Origin of the sequence: Streptomyces sp. NPDC058240 (genome assembly GCF_042882135.1) — a bacterium.
GTDB lineage: Bacteria > Actinomycetota > Actinomycetes > Streptomycetales > Streptomycetaceae > Streptomyces.
The window spans coordinates 24,379-39,384 of sequence record NZ_JBHVWT010000037.1; the positions used below are offsets into that span (position 1 = coordinate 24,379).

General features: G+C 67.6%; 26 protein-coding genes. 3 read left to right on the top strand and 23 right to left on the bottom strand.

Going from position 1 to position 15,006, the window contains the following annotated elements; translation table 11 throughout:
* Nucleotides 1–3: 3 nt before the first annotated feature.
* The 23 genes from ACFVX4_RS33205 to ACFVX4_RS33315 form a co-directional block, all read right to left on the bottom strand.
* Complete coding sequence (locus ACFVX4_RS33205; protein WP_389984589.1) at nt 4–225, bottom strand: HNH endonuclease; 222 nt, start codon at nt 223–225, stop codon at nt 4–6.
* Nucleotides 226–972: 747 nt separating this feature from the next.
* Nucleotides 973–1,410, bottom strand: coding sequence for an AAA family ATPase (locus ACFVX4_RS33210; protein ID WP_389984592.1), 438 nt, complete (start codon nt 1,408–1,410; stop codon nt 973–975).
* A gap of 4 nt (nt 1,411–1,414) precedes the next feature.
* Nucleotides 1,415–1,687: an HNH endonuclease gene (locus ACFVX4_RS33215; RefSeq protein ID WP_389984595.1), complete on the bottom strand. Its 273-nt coding sequence runs from the start codon at nt 1,685–1,687 to the stop codon at nt 1,415–1,417.
* A gap of 15 nt (nt 1,688–1,702) precedes the next feature.
* A complete protein-coding gene (locus tag ACFVX4_RS33220; protein ID WP_389984598.1) occupies nt 1,703–1,957 on the bottom strand; it encodes a hypothetical protein in 255 nt (84 codons plus the stop codon).
* A gap of 88 nt (nt 1,958–2,045) precedes the next feature.
* The gene (locus ACFVX4_RS33225; protein ID WP_389984601.1) at nt 2,046–2,279 is read right to left on the bottom strand and encodes a DNA-binding protein; all 234 of its coding nucleotides are present in this window, start codon (nt 2,277–2,279) and stop codon (nt 2,046–2,048) included.
* Nucleotides 2,280–3,025: 746 nt separating this feature from the next.
* Nucleotides 3,026–3,235, bottom strand: a complete 210-nt coding sequence (locus tag ACFVX4_RS33230; protein WP_389984604.1) for a hypothetical protein — start codon at nt 3,233–3,235, stop codon at nt 3,026–3,028.
* Nucleotides 3,236–3,261: 26 nt separating this feature from the next.
* Nucleotides 3,262–3,615 carry a ParB/RepB/Spo0J family partition protein gene (locus ACFVX4_RS33235; RefSeq protein ID WP_389984607.1) on the bottom strand — a complete coding sequence of 118 codons (354 nt, stop codon included), beginning with the start codon at nt 3,613–3,615 and terminating at the stop codon, nt 3,262–3,264.
* 8 nt (nt 3,616–3,623) lie between these two features.
* Nucleotides 3,624–4,151, bottom strand: a complete 528-nt coding sequence (locus ACFVX4_RS33240; RefSeq protein ID WP_389984610.1) for a hypothetical protein — start codon at nt 4,149–4,151, stop codon at nt 3,624–3,626.
* A 13-nt stretch (nt 4,152–4,164) separates the two neighbouring features.
* A complete protein-coding gene (locus ACFVX4_RS33245) occupies nt 4,165–4,596 on the bottom strand; it encodes a hypothetical protein (protein WP_389984613.1) in 432 nt (143 codons plus the stop codon).
* A 190-nt stretch (nt 4,597–4,786) separates the two neighbouring features.
* Nucleotides 4,787–6,784: a plasmid transfer protein TraB gene (gene traB / locus ACFVX4_RS33250; protein ID WP_389984616.1), complete on the bottom strand. Its 1,998-nt coding sequence runs from the start codon at nt 6,782–6,784 to the stop codon at nt 4,787–4,789.
* Nucleotides 6,785–6,818: 34 nt separating this feature from the next.
* Nucleotides 6,819–7,037: a hypothetical protein gene (locus ACFVX4_RS33255; protein WP_389984619.1), complete on the bottom strand. Its 219-nt coding sequence runs from the start codon at nt 7,035–7,037 to the stop codon at nt 6,819–6,821.
* A 35-nt stretch (nt 7,038–7,072) separates the two neighbouring features.
* Complete coding sequence (gene traA / locus ACFVX4_RS33260; RefSeq protein WP_389984622.1) at nt 7,073–7,657, bottom strand: plasmid transfer protein TraA; 585 nt, start codon at nt 7,655–7,657, stop codon at nt 7,073–7,075.
* 18 nt (nt 7,658–7,675) lie between these two features.
* Nucleotides 7,676–9,034 (bottom strand): hypothetical protein, encoded by a 1,359-nt coding sequence (locus tag ACFVX4_RS33265; RefSeq protein ID WP_389984625.1) that lies wholly within the window; start codon nt 9,032–9,034, stop codon nt 7,676–7,678.
* A gap of 21 nt (nt 9,035–9,055) precedes the next feature.
* The gene (locus ACFVX4_RS33270; protein ID WP_389984628.1) at nt 9,056–9,460 is read right to left on the bottom strand and encodes a hypothetical protein; all 405 of its coding nucleotides are present in this window, start codon (nt 9,458–9,460) and stop codon (nt 9,056–9,058) included.
* 29 nt (nt 9,461–9,489) lie between these two features.
* On the bottom strand, nt 9,490–9,717 hold the full coding sequence (locus ACFVX4_RS33275) for a hypothetical protein (RefSeq protein ID WP_389984631.1): 228 nt from the start codon (nt 9,715–9,717) through the stop codon (nt 9,490–9,492).
* A gap of 21 nt (nt 9,718–9,738) precedes the next feature.
* Nucleotides 9,739–10,164: a DUF3307 domain-containing protein gene (locus ACFVX4_RS33280; protein ID WP_389984634.1), complete on the bottom strand. Its 426-nt coding sequence runs from the start codon at nt 10,162–10,164 to the stop codon at nt 9,739–9,741.
* Between the two features lie 12 nt (nt 10,165–10,176).
* On the bottom strand, nt 10,177–10,443 hold the full coding sequence (locus ACFVX4_RS33285) for a hypothetical protein (RefSeq protein WP_389984637.1): 267 nt from the start codon (nt 10,441–10,443) through the stop codon (nt 10,177–10,179).
* 35 nt (nt 10,444–10,478) lie between these two features.
* Nucleotides 10,479–10,775, bottom strand: a complete 297-nt coding sequence (locus tag ACFVX4_RS33290; RefSeq protein ID WP_389984640.1) for a hypothetical protein — start codon at nt 10,773–10,775, stop codon at nt 10,479–10,481.
* A 74-nt stretch (nt 10,776–10,849) separates the two neighbouring features.
* Nucleotides 10,850–11,308 carry a protein kilB gene (locus ACFVX4_RS33295; protein WP_389984643.1) on the bottom strand — a complete coding sequence of 153 codons (459 nt, stop codon included), beginning with the start codon at nt 11,306–11,308 and terminating at the stop codon, nt 10,850–10,852.
* Between the two features lie 87 nt (nt 11,309–11,395).
* A complete protein-coding gene (locus tag ACFVX4_RS33300) occupies nt 11,396–11,530 on the bottom strand; it encodes a hypothetical protein (protein ID WP_389984646.1) in 135 nt (44 codons plus the stop codon).
* A 2-nt stretch (nt 11,531–11,532) separates the two neighbouring features.
* The gene (locus ACFVX4_RS33305; protein WP_389984649.1) at nt 11,533–11,754 is read right to left on the bottom strand and encodes a hypothetical protein; all 222 of its coding nucleotides are present in this window, start codon (nt 11,752–11,754) and stop codon (nt 11,533–11,535) included.
* Nucleotides 11,751–11,879 (bottom strand): hypothetical protein, encoded by a 129-nt coding sequence (locus ACFVX4_RS33310; RefSeq protein WP_389984652.1) that lies wholly within the window; start codon nt 11,877–11,879, stop codon nt 11,751–11,753. Before ACFVX4_RS33310 ends, ACFVX4_RS33305 begins: the two co-directional genes overlap by 4 nt.
* Nucleotides 11,876–12,379 (bottom strand): DUF6907 domain-containing protein, encoded by a 504-nt coding sequence (locus tag ACFVX4_RS33315; protein ID WP_389984655.1) that lies wholly within the window; start codon nt 12,377–12,379, stop codon nt 11,876–11,878. Before ACFVX4_RS33315 ends, ACFVX4_RS33310 begins: the two co-directional genes overlap by 4 nt.
* A gap of 442 nt (nt 12,380–12,821) precedes the next feature.
* On the opposite strand from ACFVX4_RS33315, the gene ACFVX4_RS33320 reads away from it, so the two are divergent.
* The 3 genes from ACFVX4_RS33320 (at nt 12,822) to ACFVX4_RS33330 (ending at nt 14,956) form a co-directional block, all read left to right on the top strand.
* Nucleotides 12,822–14,333 (top strand): peptide deformylase, encoded by a 1,512-nt coding sequence (locus ACFVX4_RS33320; protein WP_389984658.1) that lies wholly within the window; start codon nt 12,822–12,824, stop codon nt 14,331–14,333.
* On the top strand, nt 14,288–14,569 hold the full coding sequence (locus ACFVX4_RS33325) for a DUF6907 domain-containing protein (RefSeq protein WP_389984661.1): 282 nt from the start codon (nt 14,288–14,290) through the stop codon (nt 14,567–14,569). Before ACFVX4_RS33320 ends, ACFVX4_RS33325 begins: the two co-directional genes overlap by 46 nt.
* Nucleotides 14,570–14,689: 120 nt before the next feature.
* The gene (locus ACFVX4_RS33330; protein WP_389984664.1) at nt 14,690–14,956 is read left to right on the top strand and encodes a hypothetical protein; all 267 of its coding nucleotides are present in this window, start codon (nt 14,690–14,692) and stop codon (nt 14,954–14,956) included.
* Nucleotides 14,957–15,006 lie beyond the last annotated feature (50 nt).

The following is a 15,006-nucleotide window of genomic DNA, read 5'->3' on the forward strand; positions in this document are numbered from 1 at the left end:
CCCTCACCCGATCAGGGCGAGCTGCTGGCAACCGCGGGCGCCCTTGACGCTGTTACAACGGAAGTGCGCCAGCTGCACGTTGGCGCGGGTATCGTCCCCACCCTCCGAGACGGGCACCACGTGGTCGATCGTCGGAGCCTTCGGGTGCGGGACCTTCGCGGCCATGAGCACCGGGTCGCCGCAGAGCCCGCAGCAACCCCGGTCGCGCTCGACTATCTGCAGCAACGTGTACGGCTCCGACACTCCACCGCGCTTCGCGGCACGCCGACGCCGGTTCTTCTCCTGCCAGTACAAACGCTGGCGTTCCCGAGCTGCAGGCGACAGGCCGCCGCGGGGGCCTGCGCTGGGCTTGTGCTTGTTGCCGCACGCCAGCGAGCACCAGCGCTGACTCTTCCGGCATGGCTTAAACGACCGACCGCAATCAGGGGCAACACAGACGCGAGACTCCTGGAGAGCCCGCCTTCCCCGGTACGCCAGCCGAATTGCTCGGCAGCCATCGCACCGCAGCCGGTTCGGCCCACGCCCCGTCTGCTCGCCAGTGCTGCCGCAATCTGCGCACACGTAAGTACGGATCTTCATGAGGTCTCCCGGAAATGCGGAAGGCCCGAGCCGGGAGACTCGGGCCTTCCTTCCCGCCGGGATCAGCGGCGGGTGATCAACAGGGGCGCGCCACGAACGTGGCGGACAGAACGTCACATACGGTGACGCACGTGATGTAACAGAACGTAACCTTGCCAATGGTCACAAAGAGTGACGGTCAACTTTGGGTCACCCTTCAAGCTCGGCCCAAGATCGTCTTTCAGATTTGCCACGCACGCAAACGGGCGCGAAGGGCTTTTGGGTCGCCCGCTCCGCCACTCAAAGAACGGCTCCGCTCGCCCAGTTCGATCACGATCCGAGCCGTCGGCCGGCCCCTCCCGACCGCCATCGGGACCCGGTCACTCGCTGCTACTCACTGCCAGTCGCGGTGGGTTACCACTCCCGCGATGCCTGGGGCATCGCACTGCGTGACCTGCCTCGGTTCGCCCGGTACCACTTGGTCGCGACCGCCTTCATGCCCGGCTGCCTCATGTCCTCGATGCGCTGCATCACGATGTCGCGCCCTGGGTCGACGGTGACGATGCGCGCCTTGAGCCGCTTGTACTGCGCCACGGTCCGGGCGTTGGGCAGCGTGTTGATGACGTACACGTCGGTGGTCTCGATGTGCTGCTCGGCCTCGCGGATCGCAGCGAAGCGGGCGCGGTGCACCACCTTGAGCAGGGTCTCACTGTGGTTGTGGTGGTCTGCTCCGGGGCCGGCCATGGCGAGGGCCATGAGGTCTAGGTCGATGACGATGTCCTGCGGCTTGGCGTGGGCCTTGATGTAGCTGGACTTACCGGCACCGGGCGGGCCGGTGACGACGATGAGCACGGCGTCACCAACTCCGCGAGGTCTTGAGCGGCTGTGGCCCGACTCGGTTCCCTTTCGCCGAGTTGCAGCGCCTGTGCATGCTGCGGGCGTTGGCCGGGTCGAGAAGGCTGCCACCGCGGCTGAGCGGGATGACGTGGTCGAGGGTGAAGCTGAGCGGGTGCCGCGGGTCAAGTGTGGGGTCGATGTTATGGCCGCACCGCCAGCACGGGTGGCCGAGCGCCTTCACGGCGGCGACGAGTCGGCGGTAGGGGCGCCCGTTGCGGGGGTTGCCGGCCACGTGCGCCACCTCCTGCTACAGGTCTTCGCCGAGCACTTCCCGCCGGGCCGCAAGCGCCTTGCGGTTGAGGGCGTTGGTCATTCGGATCGCCACGAAGGTGAGCAGGAAGAAGGAGGCCGTAAAGAGGATCTGAGTGACGGTGCTGACGATGCTGACGTTACGAGTGGCGCCCGCGATCATCAGCATGATCACGTTGCCGGAGAGCCAGGCGAACCAGATGCGGAACTTCTCGACCCGCACGGCCTTCTGTACGTCGCTGTAGCTGGACATCGCGCCCCCAGGGATGTGCTGTGGTGGAGGCAGTGTGGCATGCACGTGCTGATGACGCGAAGGGAACGCGAAGACCCCCAAAGTGCCGTCAGGCGGCGTTAGCGACTTCGGGCAGCGGCGGTGGCTCGCCGGGGGTGATGAGCTTGCGCGTCCATTCGTCGCGTTCAGCCTTGTTCAGTTCGAAGACGCTGTAGCGAACCTGGCCGCGGCCGGACCCGTACCGCTGGATCCGCCCTTCATGGGCCCAGCGCCGGATGGTGACCCCGGGCCGGCCTGCGTAGTAGGCGGCGTCCTTCTCGCTGACGAGTCCACGGGCGGCCATGTTCACCTCCGCCGGGAACGACTGAGGGCCGCCTCGTCGGGCGGCCCTCAGCGACATGCGTGTCCAGTGAGGCAGACGATACGTTCGCCCACGTCATCACGTCAAGCTATCGCTGATTCATCTGCGATAGCTACCCGCTATCCACCAGACTGGCCTCATGACCACGGTCTTCATGGTGCAGGCGGACTCTCGGGAGGAGTGCGCCGCCGAACTGGCCCGCATGTGCGCGGCTTTCAACCTGCGGCCACTACTGCCGCCTACTCGATCCGCAGGAACGGAACGGTGGCTCGCGAGGGCCACAGCGAAAGCCCCGGCTGACGAGGTCTGGGGCCCTGTCGTGCAGTGAAGGTCTATGACGCTGAACTGTCGGTGGGTCGTGTCGCGGGTGGTGTCCGCCGTCTGCGGAGAACCATCAGGATGGCCGCAGCCCAGAGCAGCGCTCCCAGCGCCGCGCCCCCTGCACCCACTGTTCTGGCGGTCTCCCATGCCGTGCTCTCCACAAGTCGGCAGCCCGGGGCACATTCCCACGTTTGAGTACCATCTGTCCTCGCAACCCCAAGTGTGGCCAACCCGAGCAGGAACAGGGCGATGCCGGACCAGAACATCCAGCGGGCGGCTGTCTCGTACCCGCGCGAGTGAGTGTCGACCATGCGACCACAGTCCCAGCCACCCGGTCAGTCGGCAACGGTGCGGGATACGACAGGGCCCCGGACCTCATGGTCCGGGGCCGTGCCGTGCGCTAGATGTCAGGCGTCGCACGTGTAGTTGATGTCCGAGACTTCGCCGAGTACCGACTGCACTGCGGCGTCGATGGCTTGGTGGCTGCCGCTGGCCTGGTAGGCGTCGCACGCCCCGCGGTTGGCGAAGCGGACGTGCAGCTGGCCGTCGTAGGTGACGGTGGCGTGGTCGAGAAGAAGGGCGGCGAACGCGCGCCGACACCTGACGCCTCGGATCACGGCCGGCCACCATCCAGGCATGGTAGTCACAGCCCGAGCACGTGGTACGGGAACGGCTCGCTCTCCCACCGGACTCGGCTGTTGTTGATCCAGTACCAGTGGAACGGGAAGTCGTCGGCGCCCAGTTCACGTAAGGCGATAGCCCGGTGGTGCCCGTCGGCGACGTATACGTCGGTGGGGTGACGCTCGGAGATCCCGAGCTGGATGGGAACAAGGAGGCCCCACTTGGGAATCGACTCCTTGAGCTCCTCGATGATGGCCCTGTCCTTGTCGCGCCACGCGAAGCGGCGTTCGGCGTCTCGCCACTTGCGGTACTCGGTGGGACGGATCTTCTTGTCGGTGAGCATCTCGACCGGCATCCGGCCTATGTACTTGCCCATCAGGTCCCCTAGTTCGGGCTCGTGTTCCGGGTGTTGGCGATGACCCCGCGGGTGGTCGTGGTGATGCTGCGCGAGTCCTGGACAACGTCGCCGTTGTAGTGGTGGTGGTGTGTAGGCGGCGCCGCCTCGACCGTGGCCTTGACCCGACCGACGACCCGTCCGATCGCGAGGACGAGCGCGGTCGGGGCGCCGACGACGATGGCGCACACGACCGGGTCGGCGCTTCCGGATGCCACCATCACGAGCGATGCGGTCCCGCCGATGAGTGCGGTCGCGACTCCCCCGGACAGCATGAGGGCGCTGGCGTCGGTGGCTCGCTGACTCATCGGGGGCCGGCCGGGCTGGGGTACTGGCGCCGCGGTGCCGACGACGGGGAGCGGGGTGTCGTCGCGGTAGGAGGTGACGTGTTGGTCGGCGAGTGCTTCGTTGACGGCCTCGATGAGCTTCTGGGCTTGGTCGTTGGCGGACTCAGCAGGCTTGCCCAGGTTGGGCTGCCCGGCCTGGGCCTGCTGCTGGTACGGCTCGGGCAGCTGCATGACGGTGGGTCTCCTAGGCGATTCGGAAGGTGTCGGGGCGGCGGGTTTCGGTGAGCTGGCCGGCGTCGACCAGTTCGGTGATGTGCTCTGCGATCCAGGTGCGGGACCGTCCGATGCGTGGGGCGGCCTGGGTGAGGTCCGCGGTCGTGATGCGGTTCTGTCCGGCAGCTACGAGTTCGGCGAGGAGTCCTGCGATGACGCGGGCAGCACGTTCGGGGGTGGAGTAGCCGGGCCGGTTCTCGGCCAAGTCGTCGCGCAGGAAGTCGAGGAGCCGCTTCTGCTGCCGGGCGGTCAGGCTGTTGGTGGATGCGAAGGCCCAGGCCGGCGGGTAGCGGATTTCGAGGCGCGCAACGGCGGGTTCGGGGTCGTTGTCGACGGTGGTCCAGGTCCGGAAAGCGGCGGCGAGCACCTTGGCACGCGAGCCATCCGATTCGGACGGTTTCACGACGTTTGTCTCCAGTGTCAGGTTGGGGGTGTCACCGGAGGGCCGTCTCGCGCGCGCACGCGCATGACCTATAGAGATCGGCCCTCCGGAGGGGGTCTGACACCCGAAACTGACTCCTGATCAAGGAATTTGAGTGTCAGAACGGTGTCATCGCAGGTCAGAGGGGGTGTCAGCGCTGACACCCCCGGTGTCAGACCTCGGCCATTTCCGGGTACAGCAGCCTGTAGACACCCGCCTGCTCGGTTTCTGACAGGTGAATCCCGGCGTCTGACAGGTCCCCGAGGGCCTCTGACACCCAGGGTCGCGACCGTCCGATGCGCGATCCCTTGCCATAGGGCCCGAAGTCCTTCGGGCCGATGAACTCGCGCTCTTCGGCGCGGAAGTCGTCGAGCATGGCCATCAGCGAGTCCATGCCGGCCTCCGGTGTCTGCTCACGCACCTTGGCCTGCTGCTGCCCGAATGACCACGTCTCCCCCACGGGCGGGATCTCCTGCTCGGCATCCACGTCGGGGATGAACCCGTCGTCGTCGGGGTCGTCGCCGACCATGGCCTCGATCTCCCGGTCGACCTGCTTCTCGATCAGCGCCTTCTCGGCGGCTTCGGTCTCGTCCTTCGACATGACGATGGTCTCCTGTTCGGTGGTCTCATTGCTGGTCAAAGGGGCTGCTGCGTCGTATCGGGTGCGGTTGGCGTAGGCCTCGCCCGCAGCGGCCGCGGTGACGGGGTCGACGGGCGTGCGGGGCATGACGGCGAGGGTGCCGCCGATCTGGTCGTCGTCGATCAGGTAGGTGCGCAGCGGAGTCGCGTACCGCTCTTCGTCGACGCCGGGGGCCACAAGGTAGGCGTATCCGGGCTTGCGGTTCTCCCACGCTTCGGGGCGGGCGCCGGCGTCGCGGACGTCGTCGGGGAGGGCCATGTCGGCGGTGGTGGAGCCTTTGACGCCGAAGCAGATGACGCCACCGAGCTGTTCGCGGACGTCGGTCGGCATCGAGGTGGCGGACGGGCGCTGGAGGCTGATGATGACTGAGATCCCGGCGGATCGGGCCTCCATGACGAGGCCTTCCATCTCGGTGCCGTTACGGAAGAACTTCGCTGCTTCCTCGATCCACACGACCATGTACGGCATGCCCAACTGGTCGAAGGCGTCCGGCGTCCAGTTCTTGAAGCCGTTGCGGCCGAGTTCGTTGGCGCGGGCGGTGATGACCTGCGACAGGGCATCGATCATCTGGTTGCCCCCAGCCTCGGTCATCTCCACCCAGTCCAGGTACGGAAGGAATGCTGCAAACGTCTGCATTCCCTTCGACGGGTCCATGCCCCATCCGATGACGTCCCGCCGAGCGAGCGTCTCGACCATGGCGACGGAGATGCCAGTCGACTTGGCGGACCCATTCATCCCGGCAGCCAAGAAGTGGGTAGCGTTGCGCTTGGTCAGATCGTCATAGGGAAACCACAAGATGGCCTCCTGGCCGTCCTCGTAGATGCCGATGACGATGGGGTCCGTGATGCTGCCACCCGGACTGGAAGGGCCGGGCCAGACCACGCTGGTCTTCAACATGTCCTGAGGAACAATCACGAGGTCGGTGTGATCGGCTCGCTCAGGGTCGGGCTGGAGACGTGCACTCGTCGGGGCGATGCCCAACTCGACGGCGATCTCCTTGAGCCGGTTGCCGAGTTCGTCATTGGTGATGCCGTCCAGTTTGAGCGGCGCCGTGACCTTGTTCGGCTCGACCTTCGGCTGGCCGCGCAGTGCAGCCTTGGCGTTGCCGATGGACTTCACGAGGATGCCCGTCTCGACCGCGCCACCCTCCTTCTGCGGGTCGACGTTGACGCGAAGGGCCTGCCGGATGTTCCACGAACCTGCTGCCACGGCCCCGCCGATGACGAGCGTGGACGCCATGGCGGGATCGAACGGGCCCGTGACCGTGCCGATGACGAGGTACGCGGTGCCGAGCCCTGTGGACAGGGTGGCGTGGACGCGGCGCCCGACCTTGGTCCCCTCCCCCGCCCACCACGTGGCGGCGGTCAGTACGCCGGCTGCGACGGTGAGCCCGATCGCGGCGGGTACGGAGTCGCCCCAGTAGTGGTGGGCGGCGAAGGTGGCGGGGACCTCGGCGGCGACAGCCAGCCACGGCCTCATACGGGGGTGCTTGGTGGCCTTCCACAGGTCGGCCTTCGGGCTGTCAGCCACGGGATGTACTCCTGTTCTGGGCGGGGGCGGAAGGTCAGCTCAGCCGGGCGATGTGCTTGTCGGCTGTCTGCTGGATGAGGTCGGTGAGGTCGAACTCGATCGCGAGGTGGATCGGGGTGCCGCGCTCGATGTCCTTGCGGGCGCTGTAGCTTCCAGGCTCCAGGGCCAGTGCCTGGCCTTCGAGCTGCTTCGTCGCTGCGTCGAGGAGGTTGATGGCCTCCGCGATGGTGGTGGCGGTCCATGTCTGCTTCATGGGTGCGTTCCTTCGTGAGGGGTGGAGGACGGGGGTTAGCGCCAGCCGAAGGTGCGGGCGGGCTTCTGCTGCTGGCGGGCCTTGATCGAGCGGAGGTTGGACTCGAATTCGCGCTCGAACGTGCCGTACAGGGAGGCGAAGTACTTCTGCTGGGCCTTCTGCGCGGCCGACGCCTTCTTCAGCCACCGGGTGACGCGGCGGGCCCTGGCGCGGGAGCCGCCGAGGGCGCCGGCGGGGTCAGGGATGGTACGGAGGACGGCCTCCAGGTGGTCGGCGTCCATGGCCATCTCGGTGGCGAGGTTCCGGGCCCGCTTCCGGTAGTGCTCGCAGTACGCCCGGATGTCCTCGTTCGACATGAAGTCCGACCCGGGAACCTTCCCGCCACCCACCTGCTGGGCGCCCGGGGTGCCGGGCTGGCCAACGCTGTGCGGCATGGCCACCTTCTCGTTCACGGTGAGGTTGAGAGACGGATTGAAGCCGCCTCCGACACGGGTCTTGTGGGTGGTGCGGTGTGCAGCGCCGCGGGTGGCTCGCTCCTGCTGCGCGCGAGGGAAGGACGGCTCGCCTACCGGGCGGGGGCCGGGTCCGTAAGAGGTGCTGTCGTTCGCCGGGGTCGTCATAGCTGGGGTCTCCTCAGGTCAGTTGTTGTCGGTGCGGTCAGTCATGGAACGGCGTGCGGTGTCGGCTGCGAGGCGCTTAGCTGCGGGATGGAACGGGGCACTGTCGCCACGCTTCCGGCGGGGCGGAACAGGCTTCGGGCGGGGCCGGGTCGCAGCAGGGGGGAGATGGGCGCCACGCTGCACAGATGCGTTCTTGCCGACGGTGTTGACGGAGCCGTTCGTGCGGGCTGCGGCGACGCGTCGTTCGGCCGCGTTCCGCATGCGCAGAACCTCCGCCGATTCACCCGGCAGGGCGCCGTCGACATCGAGCTTGGCGCGCTTCCAGATGGACTCCGTGATGGTCCGCTCGCCGAGGTCCGCAGCCAGCCTCTTGGCGTGCTTGTGGACCTCGGGGAACTCTGCCGCGCGGGCCGCATCCAGCGCGGCAGCGACGTCCCGTGCGGCGTTCTCGCGGTGAGCCTGGTGCTCGGCTTCCGCCTTCTCTGCCGCGGCCTGTTCGGCGGCCTGCTTCCTGCCGGCCTTCGCTGCGGCCTTCCGCTCCCGACGGGTCGGCACCCCGTCGCGCTTCCGGATCCGGCCGTGCTCGTGGAGATCCCACACGCCGGGGCCAGCCAGGGACGCGAACGCGGTGCCAATCGCGGTGGCCGGGTCGAACGCAGCGAGACCATGCCAGAGGTTGATTCCGGCGGCGATGAACGCGAACACCCAGGCGACCGTGCGGTAGTGCCAGTGCGGGCGCTGGGCGGCGACTGCAGCCGCGGCCCCCTTGGTGACGACGAGGGCGGCACCTTCGAGCATCAGCGGTGCGATCACCAGCCACCAGGCATTGGGGTCCCAGAACGCGGCAATCTGAACCGGCAGGGCAACAACTGCGCACACGGCATAGAACATGACCGCGTACAGCCGCCACCTGTCAGCAGCCTTGACGATCTCCTCCGCCGTGGCGGCGTCAGCCTCCTGCTGCTCCTGCTCGGCCTGCCGCGCAGCCGCCTGCGCCCGGTCGGCTTCTTCCCGCTTCCGGTTGGACTCGGCAATCCGGGCGTCGCGGGCGGCCTGCTCTTCGGCTGCGCGTGCCTCGGCTTTGTCGTTGGCAAGCTTGAGCTTGCGGGCTTCCTCGCCCGCCTTGATCTTCAGGGCCTCGGCTTCGGATTCGGCCTTGATGCGGCGTTCCTCAGCGTCGGCGTAGGCCCGAGCGCGGATGGCATCAGCTTCAGCCTGGGCAACAAGGTCAACGTCAGGTGCGGCTGGCTCGGGCTGGGGGGCAGGCTCGACGACCGGCTGCTCCGTCGGCTGGACGTGGAATGCGCTCCGCCAGTCCCGGATGACGGGTACGGCGGTTCGGCTGTGGCCGTTCACCTGGGGCGGGCTGGTCGTCACGGTAGCCGGTGTCCTTTCAGGTTAGGCGTTGGTGGGGGTGGGCTGGTTGCGGAGCCAGTTCTCGATGTCGCGGGCGAGACCGCCGTCGTCGGTGGGGTCGTCCGGTTCGGTGTCGTCGTCGCCGTCATCGGGGTCACCGCCGCAGCACTCGCACTCGACGCCCGCCCAGATCCGCCCGGACTGCCACAACCCGTGGGCGGAAGTGCCGACCAGGTCAAGGACCCAGCTGGGGCCGGCGAACAGGAGCGCGGGAAGTAAGGCACCGACCGGGAAGCCGGGCGCTCCGGTGACGACGAGGACAGCGACGAGGGCGATGAAGCCGGCGCCGCGCCACTGGTGGTGGTTGCGGGCGAGAAGCACCTCGCGCGGGCGGAGGGCGAGGCCGTGCCAGAGACAGATCAGGTCGGCGACGGGGCGGGGAATCATCGGGGCTCCTCTCGCGGGCAGGATGAGGGTCAGAGCTGGTTGGGTTCGAGGGAGAAGAAGAGGACGCTGGCATTCGCCAGGTTCGGGTTCTGCTTCACGTGCTCCGCCCGAATTGCCTGGAACGCGTCGTGCCGGGTCCAGCCGGGCTCGGGCGTCATGTAGCCGGACCAGTCGGCGACGATGTAGCCGCCCGACGGAGCGGGCTTCTGCACAGTGAGGACGAAGTGGTACTCGCGGGGCTGCTCGGCGGTGGTCATGTCGGGTGGTGTCCTTTCGGGTCAGGCTGCGAGGGCGAGGGCAGCAATCAGGAGTGCGGTGATGTGCGCGGTCTGATCGACATGCGCCGCACCGCCGTGCTCGACGAACTCGGGCTGACCGGTGCGCTCCATCCAGCGGAGGACCATCCAGCGGCGGTCAATGGCGCTGTGAGTCGAGCCGATCCAGAGCAACGCGACCGCGGCGGCCGGGATGGCCAGGTGCAGGTCGAGGACCAGGACGCCGAGGGCGAGGGCGATGGCTGAGACCAAGACGTGCGTCCCGGCGTGCGCCAAATTCGCGCCCCATCCATGGTGGTGGCGGCCCGGGTTCGGATCCTTGTCGCCTTCGGTCCAGCCCGCTTTCCGTGAGGCCTGGCGGTCAGGCTGAAACGGGTAGTCGGATAACAGGTGTGCGACGTACAGCAGGACGAACAGGGTGGGGAACATGTCGGCTCCTGGTCAGAGGGTGCGGGTGACGAGCCGAGCAATGCGCACCTCGGGGACGGAGACGCTGTATCCGTCGGCGAGCTGGACGTCGATCCAGTCACCCGCCCCCTCGTAGGACTCGACGCGGACGGGAATGTCGGTGCCGATCAGGTCTGTGACGGTGCCGGCGGGGGCGTTCTCGCCCTTGCGGTAGGTCGCCCCATCGACGGTGACGAGCTCGAAGAGCACCTCCTGCGGCGTGGTCTCGGTGGTCTCGGTGGTCTCGGTCTGCGTGGTCATGGCGGTCCCTCTCGTCGTCGGGGTGATGGGCACGTTCAGGCAGCGGCCGGGTACTGGATGCCGCGGATCTCGTCCATGAGGCGGGGCTCGCCGGGCGTGGTCTGGTCGAGGTCGATCGCGGCGAGGATCACGGCCGTCATCTGGGCGTGGTCGCCCACCGACCAGGCGGCCCGGAACTCGCTGAGGAGCGAGACGGCCAGCCGGTCGGTGTCGACGTCGGCGGTGACCTGCTCGGCCTGGGCGACGGTGATCCGGGCCCGGCGGTGGGCGGCGAGGTCGGACACGGTCGCGTCGTCGCCACTGGACAGGGCGGCGAGGTCAGCGGTGGTCATCAGGTACGGAGACATGGTGGTGCCCTTCGAGTGGGTGAGTGAGTTGAAATGGGGTGGTTCGGGTAGTACGAGGCTCAGCGGGTGGCGAGCACTGCCCGTGCCGCAGCAGCGAACCGGTTCGTGGCGGCGACCGCAGATTCCCGCCGAAGCTCCAACAGCGGCATGGCGGTGGCGCCGCGCATGTCGTAGGTCGCGGCGACCGCGTCGTCGGCAGCCTCGGCCAATGCGGGGGCAAGGATCGTGAGAGTCATGTGCGGGGCCGTGATTGCCGACCGAGTGACGTGAGACTCGGCCCGCAGTGCGGCAATCTCCTGCTCGGAAGCGCCCGTGAGGCGGGCCTCCTCGCGGACCCACATCGCCCGGCGGTGGTCGGCAATCGCGGTCATCAGGTCGGTCACGGCCTGGAGGGTGTCCCGCCGGGTCTGCTCACTCCGCGCCTCGGCACGAACCTCACGGGCCTGGCGCTGCTGCAGAACGGTGCTGAGCGCGACACCCACCAGGGCTGAGGCGGCGGCGATGATGCTGGCCCACATGGTCTGTCCTCCGAGTGAAGTGAGGTGGAGTACCGCGCCCCTGCCGGGCTGGGGGTGGTCACCGGCAAGGGCGCGGCGGTAAGGGGGTTAGCGGGTACGGGCCGCTTCGAGCTTCTTGCGGAGCGTGCGGGCCTTCTCGGCATCCCGCGCGGCTTCGGTTGCGCGCTTGATAGCGCGGACCGCCTCGCGGTCGGCGGGGCACAGATCGCTGGACCGGAACATGGTCACCAGTCCCCGAAGGTGCAGACCGGGCCGCATTCGCCGCGGACGTGGGGCCCGTTGGCGGCGAAGTGGGCGCTGATGGAGCGTCGCCCCTCCTCGTCGAGGCGGGCCTCGTGCCGCACGTTCCAAGTGACGGGTTCGGCGCCGGCCTTGAGCTCGTCGCAGCGGGGACAGCCGTCGACCTTCTTGCCGAAGTTCGGCTTGTGCGAGTGCTTGGTCGTCATGCCGCCACCTCGGCAGACGCGGCGGTGAGGCGCGGGGCCTCGCTCACGTCCAGGGTGGAATCGTCGCGGCGAACGGTCCGCACGTAGGACGCGGCCTCGTGGGCGAGCTCGTCGGTGGCAGTCATTCCTCAGCCTTCGCTGTGGCGGCCATCGCCCGAATCTGGGCGGCGAACGCCTCAAGGCTGTCGGCGAACCTATCGGCCTGCCCCGGGCTCATTTCGAAGCCCTCGCCACCGTCGTCGACGAAGACGAACGCGCTGCGCCTGGCCGGGTCACTGGACACCGGATCGACGCCGAGGCGGGCGAACGAGAAGAGTTCGTCATCCCTGCCGATGCGCGGCACGTTCAGGTTGGCGTAGTCGCCTCCGTGCCAGACGTCCTCGAGGTACCCCTCGGGCGAGGCAACGTGGTCCACGGTGCACCAGGCGGGGCACTCGATGTAGACCCGGGTGCCGGACACGGTGGCCGGCACGATGCGGATAGAAGGGACGGTGGGGGCGTTGGCGCCCACTGCGGCATGCATGACACCATGCGTCATGACTGACTCCTTGGTTGCATCAAGGTGATCGGTCAGGCCCTGTCCCGGTGTGTGGAAGCCCGGGATGGGGCCACTTGCGTTCTTCACCGAAGGGGCTGGTGGAAGACAGCTCCGTGGTGGATGTCCACCACCATAGACGCAGTCATGGACGGATGGCAATCCACCATGCGAAGATTTCGTCATGCCCCACGGAATCCATAACGTTCCAGCGAAGACCTTCAGACCCGATCCCGCGCTGTACGCCAAGGCCATGAAGGGCATCCGCTCCACAGACTCGACTATGAATGACCACCTCAACGCGTTCCTGAGGTGGCTCACGCACGAGACGAACGAGCTGCCCGAGCGGCCTCCGGCGTCCTTGTTCACCGACTCGTAGGCCCCGGCCCACACCATCACGATCACCTTTTGCGAGGGTTGAGGGCGGGTACATTCCCGCCGTGTGACTGCAGGACACCGTGGGGCAGCGGTGTGACGGCAGCCTGAGAGCTGATCACTCACAGCTCACTCACATGCACAGCGGGGAGATCTCATGTCCGAGCAGGGACCGACCGAGGCGTTCATTGCCGAGCTGAAGCGGTGGCGCGATGTCCGCGGCCTCTCCCAGTCCGCGCTCGCATCCGCCGTCGGCTACACACCGTCATACGTGTCCAAGGTCGAGGGCGGACAACAGCGCCCCTCGGCCACCTTCGCCGAGGGCGCCGACAAAGCCTTACGGGCAGGCGGCGCACTTCGGCGCGCGTTCCACGAGCTTGATGCCCAGGGGCGCGAGGCACCTACCCCTCGTTCACCGGGCGCTGGCGAGCCGCACACATCGAGCCTCACCGTCGAGCACGAGGACACCTCCCTGCACTTCGACGGTCGCACCTACCGGGCCACGCAGCGGCGCCGGCTGTACAACGACGGCTCCGACCCGATCACCCGCTACCTGATCCGGATTTCCGTCGACCGCTACCCAGGTAGCCCGGATCGCTCCAACCAGCACTACCGCGAACACCCGCTCACCTGGGAGGAAATCAACCTCTCCGCCAGCATCGACGGCGAAGAGATGAAGTGGCGGGTGCAGCACGACCGGGACGCGTTCAAGGAACTGTGGCTGCTGTTCGAGAACGACCACGGCCGCTACCCGCTGTACCCGGGCGAGTCGGTGTGGCTCGAGTACAGCTACACCGTTGGGGCTGACAAGTGGGGCACCTGGTTCCAGCGGGCGGTCCGGCTACCCACACAGCGTCTCGGCGTCCGGCTCGACTTCCCGGCCGAGCTGGACCCCGTCGTCTGGGGCACTGAGACGACCATGACCGCCGCGGCGTTCCCGTTCCGCAATCCGATCCGTTCCAGCACCGAAGACGGCCGGCGCGTGTTTTCCTGGAGCACAGACGAACCACCACTTCACGCGCGATACCGCCTTGAGTGGACTTTCCGCGCCCAAAAGACCAAGGAGCCCAATCTGACCAGAACCGCTGACACGGCCAGCGCCCGCATGCAGGCGATCGGAATCGTCCAAGAAGGCGATCCGATCCTCACCGCCGCGGCATTTCCGTTCTCACTCCCGGACGAGGCAGAGGATGCCCGCCGAGTCGTCGCCGAACTGCACTCGGCAGCTGACCGGGCGGCCGGCGTACACAACTTCGGCAAGGGCATGGGCATCGCAGCGCCGCAGATCGGCATCAACCGCGCGGCTGCGATCGTGCGCACCCCGGAGGGTGAGGCGATCACGTTGCTAAACCCGAGGATCATCGAGGAGTCCGGCGACTTCGACGAGCAATACGAGGGGTGCCTGAGCTTCTTCGACGTCCGCGGCATGGTGCCGCGCCCGATGTCAATCAGCGTCGAGCACACAGACATCGACGGCCAGCAGCGGATCACCATCTTCGAGCGCGGCCACGCACGGCTCGTCGCCCACGAAGTCGACCACCTGCACGGCCTGTTGTACCGCTCGAAGATGCGGCCCGGAATCAAGCCCATCCCTGTGTCAGAGTACCGAGGCACAGGACAGACGTGGCAGTACGGGACGGCGCGCGAGGAGAACCGGCGCGGCACCTGACCGCCAACGCACGACAGCGCCCCCGGCCAAGGTCGGGGGCGCTTCGTTATGCCGCGAGCTTCCGAGCCCGATCAGGACGATCGCGTACCGGCTGCCGCACGGTGATGCAGGACTCATGGATCGAGGGCCTGGACCCGGACGGGCTGGAGACCGTCATCGGCACGCTGGCGGAGCGGGTCGAGCAGCTGCGGACGGTCCACGCCCAGCTGGTGAAGGCGCGGGCCGAGTACCGCTGAGAGCTTGCATGGTGAAGCCCCAGTCCTCTGGCTGGGGCTTCACCATGTCCCCCAGATGCGGCGGGTGACCTCCTGCGCGACGGTAGAGGGAGCACTGACCTCACTCCCCTTTGGAGAGCCATGATCGTCAAGATGCTGCACGAAAAGGGCCTGAAGTCCGAGCACGCCTACTGCGCCGGCTTCCTCGCGATCGGCTTGTCCGTCGCCTCGTGGTTCGGGTCGATCACGGTCGAGCGCCTTGGGGTGGCTCGTGCGGATCACTGGGGCATTTACGTGGGCGAGTGGGCACCGACGTTCTTCGCCGTGGGCCTGGCCCTCGCAAACTACGAGCACCCCGAGGTCGACATCGACGCCGAGGCGGAGCAGCTGCACCCCGTCACTGACTGACCCATGCCCCGCTGCGGCCTTGCCGTGTCCTGCACAGGCGTCGCCGAGTT